A 26,975-nucleotide genomic window follows, 5' to 3' on the forward strand; every position below is an offset into this window, starting at 1 on the left:
TTGCAAGACAACATAGATCAAACTTATTGATTGAAAATAACAAAGCGTGTGTTTGTCGCTGGCCATGCTACAAATTCCGTCATGACGGACAATGCTCGCCCCATCGCTGGCCCGCGCGATCAGATGCGCCTGAAACGCGACGATGCCACCGGCCTCGAAGCCGTGGCGGCGCGCTTTCACAGCCACGCCTATGACATGCATTTTCACGACGAATGGCTTGTCGGGGTGACACATGCGGGCGTTCAGGATTTTTTCTGCCGGGGCAGGCGGCGGCAAAGCACGCCGGGGCGGGTGATTCTCATCGAGCCCGGCGAACGCCACGACGGGCAGGCGGTGGCGGCGGACGGCTTTGCCTATAATATGCTCTATATGCCGCAGGCGCTGATCCGCGATGCCATGGGCGGCAATGATGCGCATATCGGCTTTCGCCAGACGCTGGCCGATGACAAGGAACTCTTCCATGCGGTCGCCCGCGCCTGCGAGGCAATCTTTTTGGAAGCGCCGCGCCTGATGATCGAGGATTGCCGCGACCGGGTGACGAACCATCTTTTCCGGCATCTTTCCCCGCATATGGGCCACGACGCGGCTGAAAAAGCGGCGGCTCCGCATCCGGTCGCAGCCCGCACGATGGATTATCTGCGCGCGCGTTTCGATGAGGAATTCGGCCTCGATGAACTGGCGGAAGCGGTGGGAGCCGCCGACCGTTTCCAGCTTTCACGCGGGTTCCGGCGCGCCTACGGCACCTCGCCGCATGCCTGTCTGGTGCAGTTGCGCCTTGCCGAAGCCCGCCGCCTGCTGCGCGAAAAAGTGCCGCCGGCGGAGGCCGCGGCACTCAGCGGCTTTGCCGACCAGAGCCATATGGGGCGCTGGTTCCGCCGCGCCTATGGCATGACGCCTGCCGCCTATCGCCGGGGGCGCACAAACGTTCCAGAAATTGCAGCCGCAAAGGGCTAGTTCTTTCCTCGAACAGAGGAAGACCCGATGATTTTTGAAACCAAAGTAGCCATTCTTGTCCTGCACGATCTGCCCGTCTGGCAGAAGTTGAACGTGACCGCCTTCATCGCGACCGGCATATCCGGCGCGGTTCCGCAGGCGATGGGCGACCCTTATGAGGATGCGGCAGGCCGCAGGCATACGCCTCTGCTCGGCCAGCCGATGCTGATCTTCTCGGCAACGCCGGATGTGCTGCAACGGGCATGGCAGCAATCGATCCAGCGCGATCTCATCCGTGCGCCCTATGTGCGCGCCATGTTCGAGACCGGGCATGATGTCGCCAACCGTGCTGCATTCAAGGCCGAAAATGCCGATGCCCCCGATCTGGTCGGCCTTGCGCTTTATGGTCCAAAGAAGGATATCGACAAGGCCATAAAGGGAGCTAGCTTGCATCCTTGAACAGGACGCTCTGGTCGAACAAATAGCGGTTGGAAAGCGGCAGGCTTGCCGCGCCCATCGCCTTGGCATGGACGCCAACCTTGCCCTCGATGATCTCCGGCGCCCGCAGGCCCTGCAAATCGAGACATGAAAGCTCGACGCGGGTCGCTTCCACGATGCGGTGGCGCACATTGCCCGGCAGCCAGCCATCGATGACGGCGGCGGGAAAGTCGATGACGGAGGCGGCGGCCACCGCCGCATGCGCCAGCCCGCGTGCGGCAAGCGCCACCCATTCGTCGAGCGGCGTACCGAAATTGCGCCAGTTTTCCGGCGAAAGCCACAGATCGTCGGAGGGCAGGTGCCGCTCCTGCAACATGCGTTCGAGGACGAACAGCGAGGCCGTGTCGATAAGCTGCAAGGTTTCGCCGCGTTCCCACGTGCCGCGCATGCGCATCGGCATGGAGCCGAGCGCGCCCGCATTGCCGGTGCGCCCGGGATAGAGCGTGTTGTTCAGCACCACGCCGCCGCCGATGAACGACCCGATGAAGAAATAGACGAAATCGGTGAATTCTGGTCCGCGGCCAAAAGTCAGTTCCGCGCCGCAGGCCGCCGTTCCGTCATTCTGGATGAAGACTGGAAACGAGAAAGCATGGGCGAAATCGCTGACCAGATCGGCGCCAAGCCATGCATCAAGATCTTCGGCTGGCGCACCCACTTCCTCGACCCAGTTCCAGAGTTCAAAGGGGAGGGCAATGCCAAGCCCGGCGATGCGGTCGCGCCTGGCCGGTTCGAGCGCGGCTGTGAAGGCGTTGACGCTGTCGATGGTGAAGCTGCGGATTTCGTCCGGCACCGGCCAGCGATAGGTGATGTGCCGCCGCTCGCGAATCGCGCCCAGAAAATCCATCAGGATGATTTCCGCGCTGCGCCGCCCGATCTTGAGGCCGAAGGAGAAAACCCCGTCGGCGGCAAGGCGCATCGGCATGGAAGGCTGGCCGACACGGCCGCGCACCCGTTCGCCCTGCGTGATGAGGCCGTCTTTTTCCAGCGCGCGGATGATGACGGAAACCGTCTGCGCCGAAAGCCCGGTCAGGCGGGCGATGTCGGCGCGGGCAAGCGCGCCGTGCCTGCGCACCAGCGCCAGAACCAGCCGCTCATTATAGGCGCGCACGCCGATCTGGTTTGAACCGCGATTGACGTTCGCGCCGGGCCCGGCGAATTGCTGCATGGCGGGACCCGGAGTTCCTGAAAGCGTTCGCGAAATTATGCCGGAAGGCGTTGCGGGAACGCTTTCGGCTGATCCGCTGTCCGGCTCGCGTTCAACTTTATGCCTGACCATAGCCTCTCCCAGATTCCGGCCCATGGGATGCAATCGGAATGCGGCCATGGCGTGCGGGAATTCCTAAACCAAACATCGAAGGAGAAAAACCCCTGACGTGCGGGACATCAAATAAAACAATGGCTTAAGATAGGCGCGGGTGAAGCTGGCAGCCTGTCGCCCGCTCGTTTCGCGCTTTCTCCTCCGTCAGTCAGAGTGACACAGCACATTAATAAATCAAGTGGATTTATTAATTGACTCTGTTTTAAAGCCGTGTTTTGCTTCTCCGGTGCCGGGAAGAGGAACCGGCTTCAATCTGGGAGGAGTCCATGAAGAAGACAGTTCTGTCGGCAGCCTTTGCTGCCTTCGCGCTTGGCGCTGCCGCCATTCCATTGAGTTCGGCCAACGCCGCCGATGCCGGCGCGTGCCTCATCACCAAGACCGACACCAATCCGTTCTTCGTCAAGATGAAGGAGGGCGCTGTCGCCAAGGCCAAGGAGCTTGGCGTCAATCTCAAGACCTATGCGGGCAAGATCGACGGCGATTCCGAAAGCCAAGTCGCGGCCATCGAGACCTGCATCGCCGATGGCGCCAAGGGCATTCTGATCACCGCTTCCGACACCAAGGGCATCGTGCCGTCGCTGCAGAAGGCGCGCGAGGCGGGCATGCTCATCATCGCGCTCGATACGCCGCTTGAGCCCGCCGACGCGGCGGATGCAACCTTCGCCACCGACAATTTCCTCGCCGGTGAACTGGTCGGCAAATGGGCGGCGGCGACGCTTGGCGACAAGGCCAAGGACGCGCATGTGGCGTTCCTCAACCTCACCGCATCGCAGCCAAGCGTCGACGTGCTGCGCGATCAGGGTTTTGCCACCGGTTTCGGCATCGATCCGAAGGACAAGACCAAGCTCGGCGACGAGGACGATCCGCGCATTGCCGGTCGCGACCTGACCGACGGCAACGAGGAAGGCGGACGCCGCGCGATGGAGAATCTTCTCCAGAAGGACCCGAACATCAATGTCGTCCACACCATCAACGAACCTGCCGCCGCCGGTGCCTATGAGGCGCTGAAGGCCGTCGGACGCGAAAAGGATGTGCTGATCGTTTCAATCGATGGCGGCTGCCCCGGTGTGAAGAATGTCGAGGCTGGCGTGATCGGCGCGACCTCGCAGCAATATCCGCTGCAGATGGCGGCGCTCGGCATCGAGGCGATCAAGAAGTTTGCCGATACGGGCGAAAAGCCGAAGCCGACCGAAGGCAAGGATTTTGTCGATACGGGCGTGTCGCTCGTCACCGACAAGCCGGTCGAAGGCGTTCTGTCGATCGATACCAAGACCGCGCTCGGCAAGTGCTGGGGCTGACAGGCTCTTTGGGTTCTGGTTCGGCGGATCGGAAGGTCTGCCGGGCCAGGGTGAAGGCAGGAGACAGAGATGAGTGAGCCACAGGCGGCTTCCGCTGCACAAAAACCGTCCATGCAGGACTATGAAAAGACGCTTTCGCAGAGCGCGGCCGAAGTCGCCTCCTTCGATGCGGGCGACCGGTCGCTGCTTTATCGGATGCGGAGTTTCCTGCATCACAATCCCGCTGCCGTGCCGTTGATCGTGCTCGTTCTGTCGTTGCTGATCTTCGGCGTCACGCTCGGCGGCAAGTTCTTCTCCGCCTTCTCGCTGACGCTTATCCTGCAGCAGGTCGCCATCACCGGCATTGTCGCGGCGGCGCAGACGCTCGTGATCCTCACCGCCGGCATCGACCTTTCGGTCGGCGCCATCATGGTGCTGTCCTCGGTGGTGATGGGCCAGTTCACCTTCCGCTACGGTCTGCCCGCCGAGCTTGCCGTTCTCTGCGGCTTTGCCACGGGCGCGCTCTGCGGCTTCATCAACGGCTTTCTGGTCGCCTATGTGCGCCTGCCGCCCTTCATCGTGACGCTCGGCATGTGGCAGGTGACCCTCGCCACCAACTTCCTTTATTCGGCCAACGAGACCATCCGCGCGCAGGAAATCACGGCGGAAGCGCCGATCCTGCAATTCTTCGGCGAGAGCGTGCGCATCGGCGGCGCGGTCTTCACCTATGGCGTCATCGCCATGGTGCTGCTGGTGCTGCTGCTCTGGTATGTGCTGAACCACACCGCATGGGGACGGCACGTCTATGCCATCGGCGACGATCCCGAGGCGGCGCAGCTTTCCGGCGTCTCGGTCAAGCCCATCCTCATGTCGGTCTATGTGCTGGCCGGTATCATCTGCGCGCTGGCAGGCTGGGCGATGATCGGCCGTCTCGGCTCCGTTTCACCCACAGCGGGCCAGTTCGCCAATATCGAATCCATCACCGCCGTGGTGATCGGCGGCATATCGCTCTTCGGCGGGCGCGGCTCCATCCTCGGCACCATGTTCGGCGCTTTGATCGTCGGCGTGTTCTCGCTGGGCCTGCGCCTGTGGGGCACCGATCCGCAATGGACCTATCTCCTGATCGGCGTTCTCATCATTGCCGCCGTCGCCATCGACCAGTGGATCAGAAAGGCTGCCGCATGAAAACGAACACCACGCCTGTTCTTTCCCGCCCGGGGGCTGGTCAAGCGCTATGGTCGCGTCACGGCGCTCGACCATGCCGATTTCGACCTCTATCCCGGCGAAATCCTCGCGGTCATCGGCGATAATGGCGCGGGCAAGTCCTCGCTCATCAAGGCACTGTCCGGCGCGATCAAGCCGGACGAGGGCGAAATCCTGCTCGACGGCAGGCCGGTCAGCTTTCATTCGCCGATGGAGGCGCGGCAGGCGGGCATCGAGACGGTTTATCAGAACCTTGCCTTGTCGCCCGCGCTTTCCATCGCCGATAACCTGTTTCTCGGCCGCGAAATCCGTCGCAAGGGGCCGCTCGGCTCGCTATTCCGCATGCTGGATCGCGGGGCGATGGAAAAGATCGCCCGCGAAAAACTCTCCGAACTGGGCCTGATGACCATCCAGAACATCGGCCAGGCGGTGGAAACCCTTTCGGGCGGCCAGCGTCAGGGCGTTGCGGTGGCGCGTGCTGCCGCCTTCGGCTCCAAGGTGGTCATCATGGACGAGCCGACTGCGGCGCTCGGCGTCAAGGAGTCGCGCCGCGTGCTGGAACTCATTCAGGACGTGAAGCGGCGCGGCATGCCCATCGTGCTCATCTCGCACAACATGCCGCATGTGTTCGAGGTCGCCGACCGCATCCACATTCACCGGCTGGGACGCCGCCTGACGGTCATCGACCCCAAGGAATATTCCATGTCGGATGCGGTAGCGCTGATGACCGGCGCGATGAGGCCGAAGGAAGCGGCTTGAGCTTCTGATATGCTGGCAGGACGAATCACGGAAACCGGACATGACGCCTATCGAGCGCGAAGCCCTGCCTTCGGAAATTCTTGCGCGGCTGGCGGAAACTGACGGACGCCTGATCGTGGCCGTTGCAGGCCCGCCGGGAGCCGGAAAATCCACCATGTCCGATTATCTGCTCCATGCCATCAACAAGGGCGGCGATGCGCCGTCCATCGTCGTGCCCATGGACGGATTTCACCTCGATGACGCCATTCTCGACAGGCGCGGATTGTTGAGCCGCAAGGGTTCGCCGCCAACCTTCGACTGCGCCGGGTTTGCGGTGCTGCTGCAACGGCTGAAACAGGCGGACGGCGAAGTCTTCATCCCGGTATTCGACCGCTCGCTGGAGCTTTCCCGCGCCGCCGCATCCGTGGTCGGGCCGGAGCATCGCGTGCTTCTGGTGGAAGGCAATTACCTGCTGCTCGATCAGCAGCCATGGGCGCAGCTTGCGCCCTTCTTCGATCTGACGGTCTATCTGGACGTGCCTTTCGACGAACTGGAGCGCCGCCTGACCGATCGCTGGCTCGGCTTCGGCTTCGATGCCGAAACCGCCCGGAACCGCGCCCTTTCCAACGATATTCCCAATGCCGAACTCGTGGTCGCGCAATCGCGCAAGGCGGATTTTGTCGTGGTCTCGGACGGGCGATAACAGGGAATTGCGTCTTTCAAGGGTTGCGGCGACGCGCTTGCGTCTGCATGATGGCAGAAATCGCTTCATCAGTTTCCGACCGGAATAGTTCCCCATGACGACATATGTTTTTGCGCCGCCCCCGCAGCCGTTTCTGCCGGTGAAGGGAACGGACGCGCTCTTTCCCGTGCATCGCATCTATTGCGTCGGCCAGAACTATGCCGATCACGCCATCGAAATGGGCGGCGATCCGACCCGCAACCCGCCGTTTTTCTTCCAGAAGAACCCGGACAGCCTGGTGATCGGGGGCGGCGACTTCCCCTATCCGCCGAAGACCGAGGACGTGCATCACGAGATCGAACTCGTGGTGGCGCTGAAGACCGGCGGCACCGACATTTCCGTCGAAAAGGCGCTGGACCATGTTTATGGCTATGCCGTCGGCATCGACATGACGCGCCGCGACCTGCAGGCCGTGGCCAAGAAGGCGGGCCGCCCGTGGGAAGTGGCGAAGGCTTTCGAGCACTCCGCGCCCTGTTCTGCCCTCGTGCCGGTGTCGGAAATCGGCCACCCGGAAAAGGCGGCGATTTCCCTTTCCATCAATGGCGAGACGCGCCAGTCGGGCGACCTCAACCAGATGATCTGGAAGGTGGCGGAAACCATTTCCTACCTGTCGTCGCTCTTTGAGCTGCGCCCCGGCGATCTTATCTTTACGGGTACGCCTGCGGGCGTTGGCCCGGTCAAGCGCGGCGACCGTCTGGAAGGCAAGGTGGATGGTGTGGGGGAACTGTCCGTAACCGTAGTGTGAAGATATGCGGAGGAGCATGAATGAGCACCTATCTTCCCGATGACGTGCACGACGCTCTGGAGCGCTTCATCGCCGAAAGGCATCCCGGTCTCAACCAGACCGAGGCGATGACGCTTATCCTGCGCAAATGGCTGGTGCGCGAGGGCTATCTGTCGGCGGAGCCCGAACACGGCACCCCGCCGGAGGAACTGAACGCGACCAATGACGATTGAACAAGGCAGCAAGTGACTATGGCCAAACAGCCGCCGGAAGGAGCGGGCCGCAAGGCCGCGCTCGGGCGACGCCTTTTGATTCTGACAATTCTGGCAATTCTGCTCGTGATCGCGCTCGTCTGGACGAGCATTTATCTGTTCGATCCCCATGGCGGTCTGGACTTTGATGATCTTGCTATTTTTGCGTTTAATTTCAATGCGGTAGATATGGTGCTGCACCGCCTTGCGTGAGCGCGTTAATATTTTTGTTACCATTTGAAATATTCATTTTGGCCGCGCCCTGACGTTTAGCGCTTCCGTTTGCCGCCTTTTGCATGGTACACGACTGTCATCGACCGAAAGAATATTGACTGAAACGGGTGTCCCGCGATGCCCGCAAAGCCAAGAGGATCTGGATGGCATTCGAGGACATCAAGGCGGAAATTGCGCTGCTTTTCGAGCAAATGGTGAATCAGCCGCAAGACGCTCATGAAATCCGCGAAACGGTTCGCGAGAAGCTCAATGCGCTGCGCGCAAGCGGCTTGCCTCTGCCGGCCGATCTGGTCGAGCTTGAAAAACGCATCGAACAAGATTTCGATTCCTGAGAACGGGTCCGGTCATGCGTCTCCAGCTTTCTTCTTCTTCCGCTGATATGGTCCGCAAGGGCATTCTGCTTCTGGGTTGCGCCGTGGCGCTCAGCGCCTGCAACACCACCGATGGCGGCAAGCCGGTGAAAACCGCGCTGATCACGCAGACCGATACATCCGGCACGACCGTTGCCGCCGCAGGCAGCGCCGCCGGTGCCACGGCAGATGCCGCAGGCACGGCGACAGCCGATGCGGGCGCTGCTGCCGCTGCTGCTGGAACGCAGACCGTCGCGGCGGTGACCGATCCTTCCGATCCCGTCCTGCCCGCCGTCGTTCCCATTCCCGGCATTCGCGGCCAGTCCGAACCGATGATGGCCTATGCCGGTGCGCAGGCCGCCGCTTCCCCGGCATCCGTTGCCGCCAACATGGCTTTCGAGACGCCGGATCATGCACCGGAAGAACTCGATGCGCTGATTACCAAATATTCCGTCGCCTATGACGTACCGGAACGCCTTGTGCGCCGGGTCGTGCATCGCGAAAGCCGGTTCAATCCGGGTGCGCGCAACGGACCTTATTGGGGCCTGATGCAGATCAGCCATCCGACCGCGCGCGGCATGGGATATACGGGCGCGGCCAAGGGCCTGCTCGATGCGGAAACCAATCTGAAATATGCGGTCCGCTATCTGTCCGGCGCCTACAAGGTTGCGGGCGGCGACGAAAGCCAGGCGGTCCGCTATTATGCGCGCGGCTATTATTACGATGCCAAGCGCAAGGGGCTGTTGCAGGAAACGGGCCTTGACGGCAGCTGGAAGCGCAGCGGCCCGACCCGTGAGGCAGCGGCTTCCATCCAGCCCGCATCATTGCCGGAAGGTGCCGCCGCACCGCTTCCGGGCGTGGCTCCCATCCAGGCTTCCTACACACCGGCGGCTCAATAGAGCGCACCCGAAAAGTGGAATCCGGTTTTCGGGATAAGGTGCGCGTCAAAAGAAATGCTCGTTGAGCTAACTGTCATCTTGACGCTGCAATCTAATGGCAGTTTCCTGTTGAGAGCGCATTTCGATCTGATCTGATCGGACCGGCGCTCTATCTCCATGTTTCAAGCGCGTCTTTTCCGAAAACCGTTCCACACTTTCGCGATGCGCTCTGGAACCGACGACAGGAAGACCGCATGAATGTGAGATTGCCGCACCCCATCAAGTGGAAATATGACCGGGCCGAATTGTGGGCCGATGGCGTCATCCATGTTCTGGGTGTGGGGCTGGCGCTTGTCGGCGCGGTTGCCATGCTGGTCCATTTCCTGCCGAACATGCCGGCAGTGACCTCGATCTCGTCGGGTGTCTACCTGCTGAGCCTTCTGGCGGCGCTCGGAATTTCGGCTGTCTACAATATCTGGCCGGTTTCCCCGACCAAATGGTTCCTGCGCCGTTTCGACCATTCGGCGATCTACCTGCTGATTGCCGGAACCTACACGCCCTTTGCCATGCATATGGGCGACCGCGCGTTGCCGCTGCTGCTCTTCGTCTGGAGCGTAGCTTCGGTCGGCATCACGCTGAAACTGTTCATGCCGGGGCGTTTCGACCGGCTGTCGATCCTGCTTTATCTGGCGCTCGGCTGGAGCGGTGTCATGGTCTATGACACCATGGTGCAGTCGCTGCCGCCAGCGGTCTTCTGGCTGATTGCAGCCGGCGGCATGGTCTATTCGCTGGGCGTGATCTTCCATGTCTGGGAGCGGCTGCGGTTTCAGAATGCCATCTGGCATGGCTTTGTCGTGGTGGGCGCGGCGCTGCATTATTGTGCGGTGTTCGTTGTCGGTATATGGAACTGAAGCCCGGTCTATTTCGGCTCTGACGGCCTGCAAATGGCACACTTCTGCGCTTCCGGTGCTCATGTGCTTTTCGTTGGCGCGTGGAACTAGAGCATTTCCAGCAAAAGTGTGAAACGGTTTTGCGTTGGATAATGCGATAAAACAAATAGTTAGAGCGGTTCCGGCGATTCTGTTAGAACGGAACCGCTCTAAAGTACACTCCGCTCCGGTTCTCGAATTGCACCATTTTCGTCGCGTCATAGCCAAAATAGCCAACGGGCTTCGAGCGCGTGATTGCTCAATGAAAGTCGCGTGAGTTCGGCATGATCCGCACATTTCGCGGATGATGCGCCATCTGGGATGGGGCGACGAGACGCTGCGCTTCGCGTCCGCTCATCTCGATCAGCGCTGCCGAACGGTCCTGCAATTTCGCCGCCACCAGATGCACCACCCCTTCGGGGCTGCGCTGGATGCGGCCTTCGATATGGATCAGCCGCGCCCCCATCACTTCGCGGCGAAACGCCTTCATGATCTTCGGCCAGACGACGATATTGGCGATGCCGGTTTCATCCTCGATGGTGAGGAATACCACGCCCTTGGCGCTGCCGGGGCGCTGGCGCACGGTGACGACGCCCGCCACTTTCATGCGGCGTCCGTCGGCGCCTTCCTGCACGGCGCGGCAGGTGGAAACGCCTTCCGCCGCAAGCCCCTCGCGCAGATATTGCAGCGGATGCCCTTTCAGCGAAAGCCGCGTTGTCTCGTAATCGGCAATCACATGCTCGGATGCCGCCATTTCGGGAAGTTTTGTGCGTGGTTCCTCCGCCAGTTCGCTGGTCGCGGCGGCGCGGAATAGCGGCAGCGTTTCGTCATTGGGCAGGCGGCGCACGGCCCACAATGCGGCGCGGCGGTCGATATCGAGCGAGCCGAAGGCGTCGGCATCGGCCAGAAGCGTGAAGGCGCGCCGGTCGAGCCGCAGCCGCCGGTGCATGTCCTCGATAGTGCGGTAGGGCTCCTGCCGGTCGGCAATCAGGAGTTCGGTGTCCCGTTTGGAAAACCCGTCGATCTGGCGGAAGCCGAGCCGCAGCGCCAGGCGAATATCGGGCGTTTCCTCCAGAATATTATCCCATTGGCTGAAATTCACGTCGACGGGCAGCACCGTCACGCCATGCTCGCGGGCATCGCGCACGATCTGGGCGGGCGCGTAAAAACCCATGGGCTGGGAATTGAGAAGGGCGGCGGCGAACACTTCCGGATGGTGGCATTTGAGCCATGCGGAAATATAGACCAGATGCGCAAAGCTCGCCGCATGGCTTTCAGGAAAGCCATATTCGCCGAAGCCCTTGATCTGGTTGAAGCAGTTTTCGGCAAAGGTCCGGTCGTAGCCGCGCCTGACCATGCCTTCGATCATCTTTTGCTCCATCGTATGGATGGTGCCCATCTTGCGGAAGGTGGCCATGGCGCGGCGCAGCTGGTTGGCCTCATCGGGGGTGAATTTTGCAGCCTCCATGGCAATGCGCATCGCCTGTTCCTGAAAAAGCGGGACGCCCTTCGTCTTGCCGAGAATCTGCCGCAATTCGTCCGGCGGGCCGTGCTCCGGCGCGGGCGATGGCAAGGTGGAGGGCTCCTCTTTGTTTCGCCGGCGCAGGTAAGGATGCACCATGTCGCCCTGAATGGGGCCGGGGCGCACAATGGCGACCTCGATGACGAGATCGTAGAACTCACGCGGTTTCAGGCGCGGCAGCATGTTCATCTGGGCGCGGCTTTCCACCTGAAACACGCCGAGCGAATCGCCCGTGCACAGCATGTCGTAGACGCGCTTGTCTTCGCGCGGCAGATTGGCCAGCGTCAGCTTTTCGCCGCCATAAAGCTGCGGCTTGTGCTGGTGAATGAGGTCCAATGCCTTGCGGATGCAGGTGAGCATGCCGAGCGACAGCACATCGACCTTCATCAGCCCCACCTCGTCGATATCGTCCTTGTCCCATTCGATGAAGGAGCGGTCCTTCATTGCCGCCGGGCCGATGGGCACGGTCTCGTCCAACCGGTCGCGGGTGAGCACGAAACCGCCGACATGCTGCGACAGATGACGCGGAAAGCCGATCAGCGTGATGGCGAGTTCCACCGCGCGCCGGATGATGGGGTTCTCGGGGTCAAGGCCCGCCTGCCTTATATGCTGCTTGTCGATGCCGCCGCCCGATATGCCCCACACCGTATTGGCGAGCGCCGCCGTCACGTCTTCGGTCAGGCCCAGCGCCTTGCCGACATCGCGGATGGCGCTGCGGGACCGATAGCTGATGACGGTCGCAACAATGGCGGCGCGGTCCCTTGAGTAGCGGTCATAGACATATTGCATCACCTCTTCGCGGCGCTCATGCTCGAAATCGACATCGATATCCGGCGGTTCCTGCCGCTCGGCGGAGATGAAGCGCTCGAAGAGGAGGTCCACTTCCGTCGGGTTCACGCCGGTAATGCCGAGGCAGAAACAGACCACGGAATTGGCCGCCGAGCCGCGCCCCTGGCAGAGAATGCCTTCTCCGCGGGCATAGTTCACAATGTCATAGACGGTGAGGAAATAGGGCTCGTATTGAAGCTGGGCGATCAGCGCCAGCTCCTTGTTGATCAGCGCCTGCACCTTGGGCGGGATCGTGTCCGCGCCGTAATGGCGGGCAGCGCCTTCCCAGGTGAGATCGTGGAGATGCTGCCGTGCCGTCTTGCCGGGCGGAATGGGTTCATCGGGATAGGCATATTTCAGCTCGTCAAGCCGGAAGGTGATGGGCGCCGCGAAATCGGCACTCGCCGCGACGGCTTCCGGATAATCGCGGAACAGCCGCAGCATTTCCCTGGGCGGTTTCAGATGACGTTCGGCATTCTTTTCCAGAAGCTGCCCGGCAGCGAAGACTGTCGTGTAGTGGCGGGTTGCCGTCAGCACGTCCTGAAGCGCGCGGCGGTCGGGATGATGATAGAGCACGTCATTGGTGGCGATCAGCGGCACATTGGCTTCGGCGGCGAAACGGGCGATGCGTTCCGCGCGGCGTCCGTCCTGCCCCTGATGCGGCATGGCGAGCGCCAGCCAGACGGAGCCGGGGGCGGCCTTGGCGATATCCGCAAGGCGGTCGGCAAAGTCCGGCCTGTCGTCCTCGGGCGGAAAGACCGCGATCTGGAATTGCCGGGCGCGAAACAGCAGGTCGCTCCATTCGAGATGGCATTCGCCCTTGGTGGCGGCGCGGGTCTTGCCTTCGGTCAGCAGGCGGCACAATTGCCCATAGGCTGCGCGATCACGCGGATAGACGACCATGTCCGGCGTTCCGTCGGTGAAGGACAGGCGGCAGCCGATGAACAGCCGGAAATCGCTCTTGTCGCGAAATTCCTTCCATGCCGCATGGGCGCGCACCACACCGGCCAGCGTGTTGCGGTCGGCGATGCCTATGCCGGACAGGCCAAGCGCATGGGCCTGCAAAACCAGTTCCTGCGGATGCGATGCGCCGCAAAGGAAGGAAAAATTGCTGGCAGCAGCCATTTCAAAAAATCGTGCCATCACGCAAACAACCCATGCAGAAACCAGCGCGGATGATTGAGGCCGTCATAAAGCCCCTCGCGAAAAATCCAGAAACGCTGGCCGTTTTCGTCCTCCACCCGGTAATAATCGCGCAGTTCCGGCACGTTCTGGCCGATTGCACGCCACCATTCCGGCTCGATCCGTTCCGGCCCTTCGGCAAGGCGCACCTGATGGCGCACCCGCCGCCACAGGAAGAAGGAAGGCGGACTGTCAGGCACTTCCGCCACGCTTTCGATCAATTGCGGCGGGCGAAACAGTTTTATGGGGCGCGCGGGCGGATCGCCGGGAAGCCCTGGGGGAGGCCCTGGGGGAAGCGCCGGGGGAAGCCCTGAGGGAAGCATTGGAGCGCTTTCATGACCGGCTTCGCCCTTGCCGTCCGCATGGAGGGCGGGACGCAGGCCGAAGGCGCGTTCGGGAATATGGGTGTTGCGCGAAAAGGAAACGAGAACGCGGTCCTGTCCAAGCCGCGCCGAAAGCCGATCGACAAGCTGGCTGAAACCCGCTTCATCCTCCTCATGCTGGTCGAGCCCCGTCTGGCGCTGGGCGACGGGTGCGCAGCGCAACGCCGCCAGCCGGATCATGTCGAAGCCGAAACCGGCGTCGAGGGGAGAGGTCAAGGCGTTGAGCCTTTCGCGGGCAAGGCGCAGGAAAACCCTGTCGTCGCGCAAGGGCTGGCCGGTTTCGATATGGATATGGCGCACGTCGCCATCGACACGGAAGAAGGAGGCCTCGATCAGCAGCCCGCCCTTGCCCTCCGGTTCAAGCTGCGCAAAAAGCGCCTGCGCCAGTTCCTGCAATATGTGTTCGACCAGCTCCATCCCCGTGACAGGTTCCGACAGGCGGCGTTCGGCGGTGCGGAGCGGCAGGATGCGCAAGGGGGAAATCGGCGCGCGCTCGCGCCGCGCCAGCCGGTCGAGCCGGGTCGCAAGATCGGTGCCGAAGCGGGCGGTGAGCGCGGCGCGCGGAAGCCCCATCACATCGCCGATGCGTTTCAGCCCGGCGCGCTTGAGCCCGGTTTCGGCAGCTTGCGTCAGTTCCAGCGCGGAAAGCGGCAGGCGGGGAAGCTGCCGGTCGGCCTCCGCCCTGCTGAAGACGTCGCCCTTTGTTCCGCGTGCCAGAAGGCGTGCGGCAAAACTGTTGTCGGCAATCGCTGCCTGCACCTTCAGCCCGGCGCGTTCGATGCGGCCGATGGCGTCGGCGCGCATGGCGGCGAGCCCGCCGAACAGATGTGCGCAGCCGGTTATGTCGAGCATCAGCCCATGCGGCTCATCGTAGGCGACGAGCGGCGTGTAGCGCTCGCACCAATGAGCAAGGCGCTTGAGCAAGGCCGCATCCTGTTCTGGTGCTGCGGCCGCCACTTCCAGTCTTTCCACGCGGGCGCGGGCATCCGTCAGCGCCATGCCGGGGAAAAGATCGAGCCTTGCCGCCGCCGCATCCACCGCCGTCAGGCGCAGCGCATTGGCCGTGCGCTCGGTCACCACCAGGGGCGGGCGCTCCCTGCCGTCATGCGGAACGGCGCGGCGAAGCCGGTCGGTCGGCAGAAACGGAAACCACAGGGCGAGAAACAAGCGTTCTGCCGTCCCGTTCTCGTGCACCAAATTCAAGGGTTTCATTGTTCCATTCCATGATCCATTGTCCGCATGTGCCGTGGCGGTTGCGCTCCAGCACGGCGGAAAAGGCGGGCTTTCCCGGCGCACTCGCTCCGCTTGAACGCGATGGCGCGGGCGCCACCCGCCAGCGGCTGACGGCAGCGCTTTGCACCGCCGTCCGGTGGCTCCTTAGCAGGATGACGGGCAGCTGCGCGGTTTCTGTTGCCAGAAGCAGGCGGCGCGAGGCGGTGAGGTCGAGACATTTCGGCTGGCCTGTCACCGAGGCGACGACACCGGAAACAAGATGCGAGGCCTTGCCGCCGCTGCCCGCTTCCAGCGCATCGTTTGCCGCTTTCAGCACATCCTGCGCCGTGGGGCAGCGCACGATCAGAAGCCGCGACGGATCGATCCCGAAGGCATGGAGCCCCGGCGGATAAAGCCCCCCATATTCGCTGGCAGCCTTTTCCTCCTCGATCCAGATGATGGGGCGCCGATATTGTGTGGAGCGCTCTGCCGCGCGGGCGGCAAAGGCGAGCGCAAAGCCGGTCGCCGCCATATGCGCGCCCGGATTTTCGGCAAAGACCTCGTGCAGCGCATCGCCCGCCAGACCATGCGGAAAGGCGGCATCGGCCCCGGCAAGGCCAAGCGTGAAACTGCGGGCGCGCGCAAAACCGCACCTGTCCTCGCTTCCTGTCCTGCTGGCAAAACTGCCTTGCGGATCATTGCCTGCAATGGCCGTAACCATGCGCCGCAACGCCGCGATGTCGATGCCGCTCACGTTCGATTCCTGTCAAATTGTTCTCTATTTGTTCTAGTATTGAATCGAGCGAGGCAAGAGTCAAGCGGGATCCGTCGGCGGGATCAGTCGGCGGGATCAGCCGGCAGCATGTGTGGATAAGAAAAATCCTTCCCTGGAGCGCCCTGCGTTCATTGGGACGCATAAAGGTCGCTCTGAGAGGGAAGCATTTATCGTCATGGGCGATCAGCTGGCACCACAGTTGCAAATTCCTCAGGCCGTGGCGAAAAGAGTGATTTTCGAGTACCGGAGCGGAGCGTATTTGAAGGTAGGCGGGCAGCAGAACGCAGACAAGGCGCTCTTTCCGCCCCGGCCTCACGAAGAATGCAACTGTAGTATCAGGCGGCTTCCCGGAAAGGCACGCCTGCCAGTTGCGCCAGATGGCCGGGAAGGTCGGTGCCAGCGCCAGCCGCATTGATCGTGTCGAAATAATCATGCCAGCCGGTGGCAGTGATTCCGGCAATCAGCATGTCGAGGGCTGCTTCGTCCGGGAAACGCCAGATGGCGAAGAAATTCTGACCGGGTGCAAAAGGCTTTGTCGCGTCGACAGGCCCCAATGCCAAAGCCTCGATACCGAGCGCCGCAAGTCCGCCCATCCCCGCGCCGACTTTCTCGAAGAAGGCCTGCCGGCCTTCAGCATCGAGTGCGTGCCAGCTCGATTTCGGGGAATAAAGCTCGGCGAGGTAATAGGTCATGACATATCCCTTAGGGTTTCATTGATCTTGAAGGAGCGACCGGCGTCGGTGCGGCTCCAGATGCGGCGCAGCAAGGTGCTGAGAAGCTGCTGTTCGCCTGACGAGAGATCGCTCATCAGGCTTGCAATCCATGCGGTATGTTGTTCGAAAAGCTGTTGCGCCAGCAGCGAGCCTTCGGATGTCAGCCGGACAGTCAGCTTGCGGCGGTCCTCGCTATCCGCGTGACGCTTGAGGAAACCGTCGCGCTCCAGCCCGTCCAGCAGGCCGGTGATGGTGGCGCGCGTGACGCCTGCGCGTTCCGAAAGCGCGTGCGGCGAGAGGCCCTCGGGCGCATCGTGCAGCAGAAACAGCAGGACGAACTTGCCCTCCGAAAGCTTGTGCGGCGCCAGCCGGCTGGCGCAATCCCGGTCAATGGCCGCAGCAAGCGACAAGACTTCAAAACAGGCTTTCAGCGCGTCGGTGGACGGGCTGTGCCGGCGTTCCATTTCGCCCAGAAGGGCACGATGCTTTTGCTCGATAATTTCCATACGGCACCTTATAGTAAGGTGCCGTATTAAATGCAAATGATTTGATTGCGTGACAAGGAAGAGTAGAAAGCTTGAATGAACAGAATATACGGTTTATATATGGTTCGTATATCAAATGCTTATTCCGGACACTGTTATGGGTATCGTAAAGATCGGTGACGAACTGCACGAGGAACTGCGCAAGGCGAGCGACGTCATGTGCCGTTCGATCAATGCGCAGGCTGAATACTGGATGAAGATCGGCATGCTGGCGCAGGCCCATCCCGACCTGTCGTTCAACGAGATCGTGCAGATGCAGTTGCGCGCAGCGCAGGTCGAGCTGCCGGTTCTGCCGGTGCTGGAAGTGCAGCCGTCATGACCAAGACGCCGGCCGAAGTGGAAAAGATGGCGGCATCCGGCGCGCTGCTCGCCTCGGTTTTTGCCCTTCTCGACCGCACGCCGCTGGCGGGCATGACCACGATGCAGGTCAACGATCTGGTCGAGGACTACATCACCCGCGAATTGCAGGCGCGGCCTGCCAGCAAGGGGCAATATGACTATCCTTACGTGCTGAACAGCTCCAGGAACGAGGTCGTCTGCCATGGCATGCCGTCGGATAACGAGATCATTCAACACGGCGAGATCATCAATTTCGACATCACGCTGGAAAAGGACGGCTATATCGCCGATTCCAGCAAGACCTACATGGTGGGCGAAGTTGCGCCCTTTGCCTCGCGGCTGGTCCGCGTGACCTATGAGGCGCTGTGGAAGGGAATTGCCGCCGTGCGTCCCGGCGCGACGCTTGGCGATATCGGCCATGCGATCGAACGTCACGCCAAGCGGCATGATTACAGCATCGTGCGGGAATATTGCGGCCATGGCATCGGTCGCGAGATGCACGAGGAACCGCAGGTCCTGCATTTCGGCAAGCCCGGCACCGGGGTTCGCCTGCGCGAAGGCATGGTGTTCACCATCGAGCCGATGCTCAATCAGGGTACGGCCAAGGTGAAGCAGGAAAAGGATGGCTGGACGGTGGTGACGCGGGACGGAAAACTGTCAGCGCAGTTCGAGCATACGGTCGCCGTCACGGCCAATGGCGTGCGGGTGCTGACCTTGCGTCCCGGCGAGGAAAAGATGCTGGCGGCAATCAAGAACGCAGTCTGACTTTATCAAATGTTGCCGGTCATCCAGAGCACAAAGACGATCGTCCCGCCCACGCTCATTCCAGCGGCAAGAATGGTCCCCGCGATGACGGGCGCGAGTTTCAGGACCGAAACATGGAGCGTTATTTCCAGCCGGAAATTCGCCCTGATCTTTTCAGGGGTCAGGCAGGTGATTTCGTAATCCCGGCTGTCATGCAGTCGAAATATCCCAAGGCATGGGAAGCATTGCCGCGCATATCCGCCCGCCGGACGCTCAACAGGAAGCGGCTTGTGGAATGATAGGCAATCGGCGCGCCGGTTGCGCGCGCCTTGATGGCAAACTGCGTTGAGAAATAGGCCGTGCCGGGGAGAATGGTAAACGGCGGAAACACGATGCTGATCGCGTATCGCCCGGCGTTCGGCAAATGAAAGACGTGTGGCCGGGCGTTGCCCGCAAATTGGTGGCGGACCTCAGGCGCAATGATTTTCCATAGAATGGAAATGCAGCGCACCAGCAGATAAATGCCAAGCAGAATGCAGGCGGGCAGGGCCAGATAAACAGACAAGATTCAGGTCCTGCTCTAAAAACAAAAAGCCCGCCGGGAAGGCGGGCTTTTGTCCGGGTTGGATATGCTTATTTGCGATCACGCGCAGCAAGCGTGCGCAGACGTAGCGCATTGAGCTTGATGAAGCCTGCGGCGTCCTTCTGGTCGTAAGCGCCCTGGTCGTCTTCGAAGGTGACGAGCTTGTCGGAATAGAGCGACTTTTCCGATTCACGACCGATCACCATCACATTGCCCTTGTAGAGCTTGAGCGTGACTTCGCCTTCGACATGGCGCTGGCTGTGATCGATTGCCGCCTGCAGCATTTCGCGTTCCGGCGAGAACCAGAAGCCGTAATAGATGAGTTCCGCATAGCGCGGCATCAGCTCGTCTTTCAGGTGCGCCGCACCACGGTCGAGCGTGATCGATTCGATGGCGCGGTGTGCAGCAAGCAGGATCGTGCCGCCCGGCGTTTCGTAGACGCCGCGCGACTTCATGCCGACGAAGCGGTTTTCCACGAGGTCGAGACGGCCGATGCCGTTGTCGCGGCCATAGTCGTTGAGCTTGGCAAGCAGTGTCGCAGGCGACAGGCGCTCGCCATTGATCGAAACGGCGTCGCCCTTTTCAAAGCCAATCTTGATGATCGTTGCCTTGTCGGGCGCGGTTTCCGGCGAAATGGTGCGCATATGCACATATTCCGGAGCCTCGACAGCCGGATCTTCCAGAACCTTCCCCTCGGACGAGGAGTGCAGCAGGTTGGCGTCGACGGAGAACGGCGCTTCGCCCTTCTTGTCCTTGGCGACGGGGATCTGGTGCTGTTCGGCGAATTCCAGCAGATGGGTGCGGCTCTTGAACGACCAGTCGCGCCATGGGGCGATGATCTTGATGTCCGGGTTCAGCGCGTAAGCGGAAAGCTCGAAACGAACCTGGTCGTTGCCCTTGCCGGTCGCGCCATGCGCGATGGCGTCGGCGCCGGTCTTCCTGGCGATGTCGATCAGGTGCTTGGAGATCAGCGGGCGGGCGATCGAGGTGCCGAGCAGGTAGACGCCTTCATAGACGGCATTGGCGCGGAACATCGGGAAGACGAAATCGCGCACGAATTCTTCGCGCACGTCCTCGATGAAGATTTCCTTGATGCCCAGCATTTCCGCCTTCTTGCGGGCCGGTTCAAGTTCTTCGCCCTGGCCGAGATCGGCGGTAAAGGTCACGACTTCCGCGCCCAGTTCCGTCTGAAGCCACTTCAGGATGATCGAGGTGTCGAGGCCGCCCGAATAGGCGAGAACGACTTTCTTAACGTCTTTCCACTTGCTCATAATTCACTTCCGTCTGATGCGGTGGCGGTTGGAGCGGAACTCCAACAGATATATCCGCAAGTCTTTTACCAGTTGCCAAGCCGCGTGCAAGCCGACGAACTGCGACTTATCGCGAAAACTCATGCGTATTACGTGATCTGTGGTTCGCCAACTTCATAAATGACGAGATTGCGGTCGCCGATGCCAAGTTCGGGCCATGTCCCGCGCCATGCGGCGATATGGGGGGAGGCGAAATGCCGGTCGAGCGAGGCGCGATCGCGCCAGAATTCCTTGACGTGGATCAGGCCGGGCTCCAGCACGTCCTCGGCATAGCCATAGTCCACGCAGCCATCCTCCGCGCGGCTGGCCGCGATCATGGCCCGCATGGCTTCGCGCGCCAGCTCGAGGTTTTCCGGCGGCAGGCGGACGGTCCCCACGATCAGCAGCATTCCGGTCTCCATTCCACTGTTCCCTTTGCCGGGAAATTATTCTAGCGTGCGCCATCTCTTGGAGCACATTTCGATGTCTTTTCTGACGAACCTGACCTTCATCCCCGAATGGACGATCTTTGTCCAGTTCGCGATAGCAACCGCGATCCTTTCCATCACGCCCGGCCCCGACATGACGCTGTTCGTCGGGCGCGCGCTTTCCGAGGGCAAGGCCGCGGGCTTTGCCTGCATGGCTGGCGCCAGCACCGGCATCGTCATTCACACCACCATGGTGGCGCTCGGCCTTTCGGCGCTGATCATCGCCTCTCCGGCTGCCTTCACGGCGCTGAAAATCGTAGGCGCGGGCTATCTGGTCTTTCTGGCCGTGCAGGCGATCCGCAAGGGATCGGCCTTCTCGCCGGAAAAGAATGGTGGCAAGAAGCATACGCTGTTCCAGAACTGGCTGACCGGGCTTGGCATCAACCTGCTCAATCCGAAGATCATCCTGTTCAACATGACCTTCCTGCCGCAGTTCGTCTCGGCCCATGACCCGCATGCCATGGGCAAATTGTTCTTCCTCGGCCTGTCGTTCATTCCGATGGCGCTGCCCTTCACCATTCCGATGGTGGTGGCGGCAGATCGCTTTGCCGGGCTCCTGAAAAAGAACCCGACCGTGACGCGCATCGTGGACTGGATGTTTGCAGGCGTATTCTCGGCCTTCGCGCTGAAGATCATCACCGCACAGGCGAAGTAAAAAATCAGTTGGTCGGGCGGGATAGAAGCCGTCCGGCATTGCGGCCCGCGAGCAGCCAGTAGACGAAGCTGCCGACGACGCCGGCGCCTGCTATTGCGGCAATCCAGAGCGAGCTTTCCTGTACGCTCCGGTTATCGCTGAACGGAAGCGATGCGCTTGCTGCCGCAAGCCCGATCAGGGCGCCCGCAACGCAGTAGAACAGCGACGACTTGTAACCGCGCGCTTCCGCCAGGATGATCAGGATGAGGGCGGGCAGGAAGCTGAACCCGCCGGCCAGTACCGCAAGCGCGAAACCGCTGACGAACACGGCGCTCCAGAAGCTGGTGGCCGCGAAGAACGAACCGGCATCCGTATCGCTTGCCATCATGACGAAATCGTTCATGAAGGAATCGATGCCGAGGGTACGGAACAGGATGGCGGCCAGAAACCAGCCTGCCGCCAGTACAGCGCAGCAATAGCCGAACACGATGACGACGAAGCGCATGATATAGTCCAGAGTATCGTTCAAGCGCGCTCCCCCATCGGACTCTTATTCACCATGCCCGGCGATCATCATGGCTTCGAGCGCAAGGCGCTCGCTCTTGCGCATGCGCTCGGATTCCGACTTGAGCTGGCCGCAGGCGGCGAGAATGTCGCGGCCGCGCGGCGTGCGGATCGGCGATGCGTAGCCAGCCGCATTCACATAATCGGCAAATTTCTCGATCTGCTCCCAGTCCGAGCACTGGTAATTCGTGCCAGGCCACGGATTGAACGGGATCAGGTTGATCTTGGCCGGAATGCCCTGCAACAGCTTTACCAGAAGTTTGGCGTCCTCCAGGCTGTCATTGATGTCCTTGAGCATCACATATTCGAAGGTGATGCGCTTGGCATTGGACAGGCCCGGATATTCGCGGCAGGCCTTGATGAGCTGTTCCAGCGGATACTTCTTGTTGATCGGCACCAGAATGTCGCGCAATTCGTCGCGCACGGCGTGCAGCGAAATGGCGAGCATGACGCCGATCTCGTCGCCGGTGCGATAGATTTCCGGCACGACGCCGGAGGTCGAAAGCGTGATGCGGCGCTTGGAAAGGGACAGGCCGTCGCCATCGGAGGCGATCAGCAGGGCCTTCTTCACTTCCTCGAAATTATAGAGCGGCTCGCCCATGCCCATCATCACGATATTGGTGATCTTGCGGCCTTCGGCAGGCACCATTGCGCCGTCCGGCGTATCCTTGTCAGGAAAATCGCCAAGCCGGTCGCGGGCGGTCAAAAGCTGCGCCAGAATTTCTTCCGAGGTGAGGTTGCGCACCAGCTTCTGCGTGCCGGTATGGCAGAACGAGCAGGTGAGCGTGCAGCCGACCTGGCTGGAAATGCACAGCGTGCCGCGGCCTTCCTCAGGGATGTAGACGCTTTCGATTTCGACGGGGCGACCAGCACCGCGCGGCGGAAAGCGGAACAGCCACTTGCGGGTGCCGTCCTGCGAAATCTGTTCCTCGACCACTTCTGGGCGCGCAATGGTGAAATGCTGCGCCAGCAGGGCGCGCAAATCCTTGGAAATATTGCGCATATCGGCAAAATCAGAAACGCCGCGCACATAGAGCCAATGCCAGAGCTGACTGATGCGCATTTTCGTCTGGCGTTCCGGCACGCCGACCTTGATCAGCGCTTGCGCCATTTCCTCGCGTGACATGCCGATAAGCGAAGGCTTCGCCTCCAGGCTGGCGCGCGCATGGCGGGCAAGCTGGTCGCGCGTATCATCAATGGTAAGGTCGAACGAAATGGACATCTGTTTTCAACTGTTGGAGACGACCGCCGGAAGCGCGCCGATAAGCTTCGCCAGACAATCTGGCCCGAATTCATGGATAAATAGGGTCCGGCACCTGGCTTTTCGACCCTTGTTGCGCGCGCTCTTAGCACACAATATCGCATTCGTCATCCTACATGGAGTCTTGTCTGCCATGCACGGGTGCAGGAATGGCCCCGCCAAACAAAAAGCCGGGCACATGGCCCGGCTCTTGAACTCTATCCGATCGTCTGGATCATTTGCACTTCTGGATGGCTTTCAGCGCATCCGAAATGCCCTTCAGCGAATAGGTGTAGTTGGTCTTGGTGCCGCGCTTCGACTGCGCCTGTACCTTCATCTCCGAACCGCCGCGCATGGCTGCGATGAGCTGCGGCTCTTCGGCTGCATTTTCCATCCAGCCCGACTTGCCGTTGACGAACATGTTGAAACTGCGGTTGCCGATGGAGACGACGACCTTGGCATTGGTGTTGAGGTCGTAACCGGCCATGAATTGCGGTTCGAACGAGATGTTCTGGCCGGGCTTCTGGCTCACGAGGAAGAAGTTGTCACCGTGATCGACACTGGCCGGAGCCTTCTGGGTCGGTACGGAGAGGACATAGCAGACCTTGCCGTTGCCCGACTGATAGCTGTAGGCGCCCCAGGCATTGAACTGGCTGATCTGGCTCGGGGTCTGGGCGAGTGCCGAGCCCGCCATCCCAATCATGAACACAGAAGCCGCGACGATCGATTTTCCAAGCATTGGTTTTTACCGGTTCTCTTTCGTTTGCTTCAAACTTGAATATCGGGATGCCGCCGTTCATCACGCCGTCCCGCTCAGTTGCCGATTAAATTGCCTTAATCTGGGTTACCAAACGGTGAAGTTTCGAAAGAAAACTTTTGAATGAGCAGCCAAGTCGCCCCGCCATCCCTTGATTCAGTTGAATGAAAAGAAAGCGGCGTGAGTAAGGCAGTCGGGAGGAGGGAATAGGGGAATAGGGGAATAGGGGAATAGGGGAATAGGGGAATAGGGGAATAGGGGAATAGGGGAATAGGGTGCGAAGCGCATGGGGATAAGGCAAGCGAATATTTGCCATGTTCCAAAATAATGTTCGCCTCCCTTACTCCCTTACTCCCTTACTCCCTTACTCCCTTACTCCCTTACTCCCTTACTCCCTTACTCCCTTACTCCCTTACTCCCTTACTCCCCTCATCTTCCAACGCCTGCTTCGCAGCCAGCCGGTGCGCGGGCGTGATATGGGCGCGAACGGCGGTCAGCGCCGCCATCAGCACGGCAACGTCGTCCGTGAAGCCGATACCGGCCAGAAGATCGGGAATGGCGTCGAAGGGCAGGACGAAATAGGCGAGCGCCGCCATCAGCGTCATGCGCACGCGGGTCGGCGTCTTCTGGTCGAGCGCGCAGTAATAGGCTGCAACCACCTCGTCCATGAACGGCACCATGCGACCGGCGCGGCGCGCGGCCTTCCAGAATCCGTTCTTCACCCGGTCGCTGCGCTTCTTGAATTCGCTCTCGCTGCCCGGTTCGAGGATTTCACCGATTCTGACGTCATCCATTCTCGTTCAACTCCTGTCGTCCCGATTGCGTCGACACGGGCCATCACCGGTTAACGCTGCAGTTGAAAACTCGTCAGGCCGTGGCGAAAAGAGTGATTTTCGAGCACCGGAGCGCAAAAACTGCTCTTTGCAGCCCGGCATCACGAGGAATGCAACTGCAGCGCTAAAAATGGGGAGTTCGTGCCTTCCTTGCAAGTCCGGGCGATTTCGCCCCGGTCCGATCCTGCCAGAACCATCAGCTACAACAGCCCCGTCAAATCCCCAAAATGCAGATTCGACCGGATCGCTTCGGAAGCGTTTTGGACGCGCGACGAAGCAGGTGCGGAATGAATGGAGGGTTTGATGCATTTGACCGGCTATGGGGAAAACTTCATCCGCAGCGACCGTTCAACACGGCTGTTTCGCGGCAACCAGCTGCTGGCCGCCGGAAGCGAGGACGATTACATCACCATCGATCTGTTCGATGCCGGATGCTACGATGCCGCCGTCTATCTGCGGTTCCTCTTCGGCGCCGGAATCTCGCTCAACACCCTGCGCGGCACGTCGAGCCAGAACTGGATACCCATCCTGAATTTCAGGGCGGGCGAGCAATGGAACGGCTATTCGGCACTGCCCTTTGGCAAGGCCATCGGCTTTTATGACGTTCAGGCGGGACATATTTTCCACGCCGCCATCTCGCTCGGCGATGTCTATATCCGCGGCGTCCATGGCGGCAAGCTCGGGCAGAACTGGCAGGACCGCACCAACCTGACCCGCGTCCTTCCCTATTCCAGCCGCAACGCCGATGGCAGCTTCAATTATGAGCGCCGGAAGATTTATGTCTATATTTCAAAGCTCTAAATTCAGGCTATAGCATTCATTTTGCCCGCAAGCTTGATATCGAGTTCGGTAATGCCGTTCTCGCTATGGGTCGAAAGCGTGACATCGACGCGGTTATAGACATTGAACCATTCGGGATGATGGTCGAGCTTTTCCGCGTGAAGCGCCGCGCGTGTCATGAAGCCGAAGGCGGCATTGAAATCCTTGAACCTGAAGCTTTTGGAGATGGCCTCGCGTCCATCGGTTTTCTGCCAGCCCTCCAGCTCGTTGAGCGCTTCGTTCAATTCGTTTTCCGTCAGCCGGTTGCGTGCCATCGTCTTTCGCCTATGTTGCGTTTCCTGAACAAACTTATCATGAGTGCGAGAGTTCCGTGACCGTATCCGTAGCCGCAAAAGCCCCGGCCAGCATTTTATTTATTTGCGCTGGCAATATCTGCCGTTCCCCGCTTGCCGAAGGCGTTATGGGGCATGTGCTGGAAAAGCGCGGCATCCGCCATGTGCTGGTCGATTCCGCCGGAACCAATGGCTACCATACCGGCGAGGAGCCGGATGAGCGCTCCATCAGCGTTGCGGCGCGGCATGGCCTCGATATTTCCGGGCAGCGTTGCCGCCAGTTGATCGCAGGTGATTTCAGCCGTTTCGACCTGATCCTCGGGATGGACCGCTACAATATGCGGATGATCGCCGGGCGTCAGCCTGCGAATGCAAGCGCGCATATCGGGCTTTTCACCGAGATTGCCGAAGGGCGGGCGGTTGAAATCCCCGATCCCTATTATGGCGGGACCGGGGACTTCGAAAAGGTTTACCGGATGGTTCTGGCAGCTTCCATCGCGCTTGCCGACCAGTTCTGGCCCGTGAAGGACGTGGCGACCAGGGGCCAGGCTTCTTCCACGATGTAAGGTCCGCCGCCGACCGAATCGCGGGACGACATCAGCACGAACCGTCCCACCTTGAAGGGCAGCGTCGCGAAGTTGCCGCGTGAGGAAAGATAGCGCACCACATCGTCGATGCGGGCGTTTCTCAGCCGCGCCAGCGTTACATGCGGCGTGAACTTGCGCGGGTCGGCGGGAATGTGAAGCCGCTGGCAGATCCTTTCGATTTCCGCCTGCAAGGCGTTGAGCTCAGGCGAGGGGGATACACCCGCATAGATGCTGTGCGGCTTCTTGGAGCCGAACGCATTGACACCCGACAGGTTGAGCATGAATTCGGGCCGCCGCACGCGATCGAGCGCATTGGCAACCTCGTCGGCCACGTGGCCTTCCACATCTCCGATAAAACGTAGCGTTATGTGGTAGTTTTCGACATCAATCCAGCGTGCGCCGGGGAGACCGCCTCGCAGCAGCGAGAGCGAAAGCGCGGCGTCGCGCGGGATTTCGAGGGCAGTGAAAAGACGCGGCATAAGGCATCCTCCTCGAAGCGTTCCATGTCAGAGCGCCGGGCATCCAAAGGATGCATAAAGGACACTCTAACCTAGAGAGTCAGTGCATCGT

Annotated in this window: 32 protein-coding genes; 17 read left to right on the forward strand and 15 right to left on the reverse strand. The window is 60.8% G+C overall.

Annotated elements, in window-relative coordinates; all coding sequences use genetic code 11:
• The first annotated feature begins 81 nt into the window (after positions 1 to 81).
• Complete coding sequence (locus tag OINT_RS00335; RefSeq protein WP_050791006.1) at positions 82 to 954, forward strand: AraC family transcriptional regulator; 873 nt, start codon at positions 82 to 84, stop codon at positions 952 to 954.
• 27 nt (positions 955 to 981) lie between these two features.
• Positions 982 to 1,392 (forward strand): DUF2000 domain-containing protein, encoded by a 411-nt coding sequence (locus tag OINT_RS00340; protein WP_006465783.1) that lies wholly within the window; start codon positions 982 to 984, stop codon positions 1,390 to 1,392.
• Here the strand turns inward: OINT_RS00340 and OINT_RS00345 are convergent.
• Entirely contained in the window at positions 1,376 to 2,707 is a 1,332-nt protein-coding gene (locus OINT_RS00345; protein WP_006472956.1) for an ROK family transcriptional regulator, read from the reverse strand. The genes OINT_RS00340 and OINT_RS00345 overlap by 17 nt on opposite strands.
• A 308-nt stretch (positions 2,708 to 3,015) precedes the next feature.
• Here OINT_RS00345 and OINT_RS00350 point away from each other — a divergent pair, with 308 nt between their 5' ends.
• The 10 genes from OINT_RS00350 to trhA all read left to right on the forward strand — a co-directional run bounded on the left by OINT_RS00350 (position 3,016) and on the right by trhA (position 10,057).
• Positions 3,016 to 4,047 carry a sugar ABC transporter substrate-binding protein gene (locus tag OINT_RS00350; protein ID WP_006472955.1) on the forward strand — a complete coding sequence of 344 codons (1,032 nt, stop codon included), beginning with the start codon at positions 3,016 to 3,018 and terminating at the stop codon, positions 4,045 to 4,047.
• A gap of 69 nt (positions 4,048 to 4,116) precedes the next feature.
• Positions 4,117 to 5,211 carry an ABC transporter permease gene (locus OINT_RS00355; RefSeq protein ID WP_006465786.1) on the forward strand — a complete coding sequence of 365 codons (1,095 nt, stop codon included), beginning with the start codon at positions 4,117 to 4,119 and terminating at the stop codon, positions 5,209 to 5,211.
• A gap of 15 nt (positions 5,212 to 5,226) precedes the next feature.
• Positions 5,227 to 5,988 (forward strand): ATP-binding cassette domain-containing protein, encoded by a 762-nt coding sequence (locus OINT_RS00360; RefSeq protein ID WP_039852229.1) that lies wholly within the window; start codon positions 5,227 to 5,229, stop codon positions 5,986 to 5,988.
• 40 nt (positions 5,989 to 6,028) lie between these two features.
• A complete protein-coding gene (locus tag OINT_RS00365) occupies positions 6,029 to 6,670 on the forward strand; it encodes a nucleoside/nucleotide kinase family protein (protein WP_006465788.1) in 642 nt (213 codons plus the stop codon).
• Positions 6,671 to 6,764: 94 nt separating this feature from the next.
• Positions 6,765 to 7,454 carry a fumarylacetoacetate hydrolase family protein gene (locus tag OINT_RS00370; RefSeq protein ID WP_006465789.1) on the forward strand — a complete coding sequence of 230 codons (690 nt, stop codon included), beginning with the start codon at positions 6,765 to 6,767 and terminating at the stop codon, positions 7,452 to 7,454.
• A gap of 20 nt (positions 7,455 to 7,474) precedes the next feature.
• The gene (locus OINT_RS00375) at positions 7,475 to 7,666 is read left to right on the forward strand and encodes a hypothetical protein (RefSeq protein WP_006465790.1); all 192 of its coding nucleotides are present in this window, start codon (positions 7,475 to 7,477) and stop codon (positions 7,664 to 7,666) included.
• A gap of 18 nt (positions 7,667 to 7,684) precedes the next feature.
• Positions 7,685 to 7,897: a hypothetical protein gene (locus OINT_RS00380; protein ID WP_006472953.1), complete on the forward strand. Its 213-nt coding sequence runs from the start codon at positions 7,685 to 7,687 to the stop codon at positions 7,895 to 7,897.
• Positions 7,898 to 8,061: 164 nt separating this feature from the next.
• Entirely contained in the window at positions 8,062 to 8,250 is a 189-nt protein-coding gene (locus tag OINT_RS00385) for a hypothetical protein (protein WP_006472952.1), read from the forward strand.
• Between the two features lie 14 nt (positions 8,251 to 8,264).
• Positions 8,265 to 9,167, forward strand: a complete 903-nt coding sequence (locus OINT_RS00390; protein WP_006465793.1) for a lytic transglycosylase domain-containing protein — start codon at positions 8,265 to 8,267, stop codon at positions 9,165 to 9,167.
• A gap of 233 nt (positions 9,168 to 9,400) precedes the next feature.
• A complete protein-coding gene (gene trhA / locus OINT_RS00395; RefSeq protein ID WP_006465794.1) occupies positions 9,401 to 10,057 on the forward strand; it encodes a PAQR family membrane homeostasis protein TrhA in 657 nt (218 codons plus the stop codon).
• A 277-nt stretch (positions 10,058 to 10,334) separates the two neighbouring features.
• On the opposite strand, the gene OINT_RS00400 is transcribed toward trhA, so the two are convergent.
• The 5 genes from OINT_RS00400 to OINT_RS00420 all read right to left on the reverse strand — a co-directional run bounded on the left by OINT_RS00400 (position 10,335) and on the right by OINT_RS00420 (position 17,196).
• The gene (locus tag OINT_RS00400; RefSeq protein ID WP_006472951.1) at positions 10,335 to 13,568 is read right to left on the reverse strand and encodes an error-prone DNA polymerase; all 3,234 of its coding nucleotides are present in this window, start codon (positions 13,566 to 13,568) and stop codon (positions 10,335 to 10,337) included.
• Entirely contained in the window at positions 13,568 to 15,157 is a 1,590-nt protein-coding gene (locus tag OINT_RS00405; RefSeq protein WP_006465796.1) for a Y-family DNA polymerase, read from the reverse strand. The genes OINT_RS00400 and OINT_RS00405 overlap by 1 nt, the downstream gene beginning before the upstream one ends.
• Positions 15,093 to 15,956 carry an ImuA family protein gene (locus tag OINT_RS00410; RefSeq protein WP_006465797.1) on the reverse strand — a complete coding sequence of 288 codons (864 nt, stop codon included), beginning with the start codon at positions 15,954 to 15,956 and terminating at the stop codon, positions 15,093 to 15,095. Before OINT_RS00410 ends, OINT_RS00405 begins: the two co-directional genes overlap by 65 nt.
• A gap of 356 nt (positions 15,957 to 16,312) precedes the next feature.
• Positions 16,313 to 16,669: a DUF6616 family protein gene (locus tag OINT_RS00415; protein ID WP_006465798.1), complete on the reverse strand. Its 357-nt coding sequence runs from the start codon at positions 16,667 to 16,669 to the stop codon at positions 16,313 to 16,315.
• Positions 16,666 to 17,196 (reverse strand): MarR family winged helix-turn-helix transcriptional regulator, encoded by a 531-nt coding sequence (locus OINT_RS00420; protein WP_006472949.1) that lies wholly within the window; start codon positions 17,194 to 17,196, stop codon positions 16,666 to 16,668. The genes OINT_RS00415 and OINT_RS00420 overlap by 4 nt, the downstream gene beginning before the upstream one ends.
• Before the next feature lie 136 nt (positions 17,197 to 17,332).
• Here OINT_RS00420 and OINT_RS00425 point away from each other — a divergent pair, with 136 nt between their 5' ends.
• On the forward strand, positions 17,333 to 17,554 hold the full coding sequence (locus OINT_RS00425) for a ParD-like family protein (protein ID WP_006472948.1): 222 nt from the start codon (positions 17,333 to 17,335) through the stop codon (positions 17,552 to 17,554).
• The gene (gene map / locus OINT_RS00430; RefSeq protein WP_006465801.1) at positions 17,551 to 18,339 is read left to right on the forward strand and encodes a type I methionyl aminopeptidase; all 789 of its coding nucleotides are present in this window, start codon (positions 17,551 to 17,553) and stop codon (positions 18,337 to 18,339) included. Before OINT_RS00425 ends, map begins: the two co-directional genes overlap by 4 nt.
• 160 nt (positions 18,340 to 18,499) lie before the next feature.
• Here the strand turns inward: map and OINT_RS00435 are convergent, their stop codons facing one another.
• The 3 genes from OINT_RS00435 to OINT_RS00445 form a co-directional block, all read right to left on the reverse strand.
• Positions 18,500 to 18,883, reverse strand: a complete 384-nt coding sequence (locus OINT_RS00435; protein ID WP_006465802.1) for a hypothetical protein — start codon at positions 18,881 to 18,883, stop codon at positions 18,500 to 18,502.
• 68 nt (positions 18,884 to 18,951) lie between these two features.
• Entirely contained in the window at positions 18,952 to 20,172 is a 1,221-nt protein-coding gene (locus OINT_RS00440; protein WP_006465803.1) for an argininosuccinate synthase, read from the reverse strand.
• Between the two features lie 128 nt (positions 20,173 to 20,300).
• Positions 20,301 to 20,600 (reverse strand): putative quinol monooxygenase, encoded by a 300-nt coding sequence (locus OINT_RS00445; RefSeq protein WP_006472947.1) that lies wholly within the window; start codon positions 20,598 to 20,600, stop codon positions 20,301 to 20,303.
• A gap of 73 nt (positions 20,601 to 20,673) precedes the next feature.
• On the opposite strand from OINT_RS00445, the gene OINT_RS00450 reads away from it, so the two are divergent.
• Positions 20,674 to 21,333, forward strand: a complete 660-nt coding sequence (locus tag OINT_RS00450) for a LysE family translocator (protein ID WP_006472946.1) — start codon at positions 20,674 to 20,676, stop codon at positions 21,331 to 21,333.
• Positions 21,334 to 21,337: 4 nt separating this feature from the next.
• Here the strand turns inward: OINT_RS00450 and OINT_RS00455 are convergent, their stop codons facing one another.
• The 4 genes from OINT_RS00455 to OINT_RS00470 form a co-directional block, all read right to left on the reverse strand.
• Entirely contained in the window at positions 21,338 to 21,841 is a 504-nt protein-coding gene (locus tag OINT_RS00455; RefSeq protein WP_006465806.1) for a hypothetical protein, read from the reverse strand.
• A gap of 21 nt (positions 21,842 to 21,862) precedes the next feature.
• Positions 21,863 to 23,098 carry a dual-specificity RNA methyltransferase RlmN gene (rlmN, locus tag OINT_RS00460; RefSeq protein ID WP_006465807.1) on the reverse strand — a complete coding sequence of 412 codons (1,236 nt, stop codon included), beginning with the start codon at positions 23,096 to 23,098 and terminating at the stop codon, positions 21,863 to 21,865.
• Between the two features lie 253 nt (positions 23,099 to 23,351).
• Positions 23,352 to 23,855: an invasion associated locus B family protein gene (locus tag OINT_RS00465; protein ID WP_006465808.1), complete on the reverse strand. Its 504-nt coding sequence runs from the start codon at positions 23,853 to 23,855 to the stop codon at positions 23,352 to 23,354.
• A gap of 422 nt (positions 23,856 to 24,277) precedes the next feature.
• Positions 24,278 to 24,667, reverse strand: a complete 390-nt coding sequence (locus tag OINT_RS00470; RefSeq protein WP_006465809.1) for a YkvA family protein — start codon at positions 24,665 to 24,667, stop codon at positions 24,278 to 24,280.
• 342 nt (positions 24,668 to 25,009) lie between these two features.
• Here OINT_RS00470 and OINT_RS00475 point away from each other — a divergent pair, with 342 nt between their 5' ends.
• Positions 25,010 to 25,507, forward strand: coding sequence for a hypothetical protein (locus OINT_RS00475; protein ID WP_006472945.1), 498 nt, complete (start codon positions 25,010 to 25,012; stop codon positions 25,505 to 25,507).
• Between the two features lie 2 nt (positions 25,508 to 25,509).
• On the opposite strand, the gene OINT_RS00480 is transcribed toward OINT_RS00475, so the two are convergent.
• Positions 25,510 to 25,800 carry a 4a-hydroxytetrahydrobiopterin dehydratase gene (locus OINT_RS00480; RefSeq protein WP_006465811.1) on the reverse strand — a complete coding sequence of 97 codons (291 nt, stop codon included), beginning with the start codon at positions 25,798 to 25,800 and terminating at the stop codon, positions 25,510 to 25,512.
• A 56-nt stretch (positions 25,801 to 25,856) separates the two neighbouring features.
• Between OINT_RS00480 and OINT_RS22650 the strand changes: the two genes are divergently transcribed.
• A complete protein-coding gene (locus OINT_RS22650) occupies positions 25,857 to 26,384 on the forward strand; it encodes a low molecular weight protein-tyrosine-phosphatase (RefSeq protein ID WP_100229517.1) in 528 nt (175 codons plus the stop codon).
• On the opposite strand, the gene thpR is transcribed toward OINT_RS22650, so the two are convergent.
• Positions 26,288 to 26,884, reverse strand: coding sequence for an RNA 2',3'-cyclic phosphodiesterase (thpR, locus tag OINT_RS00490; protein WP_006465812.1), 597 nt, complete (start codon positions 26,882 to 26,884; stop codon positions 26,288 to 26,290). The two genes, OINT_RS22650 and thpR, sit on opposite strands and share 97 nt — an antisense overlap.
• Between the last annotated feature and the right edge of the window lie 91 nt (positions 26,885 to 26,975).

This window comes from Brucella intermedia LMG 3301 (genome assembly GCF_000182645.1).
GTDB lineage: Bacteria > Pseudomonadota > Alphaproteobacteria > Rhizobiales > Rhizobiaceae > Brucella > Brucella intermedia.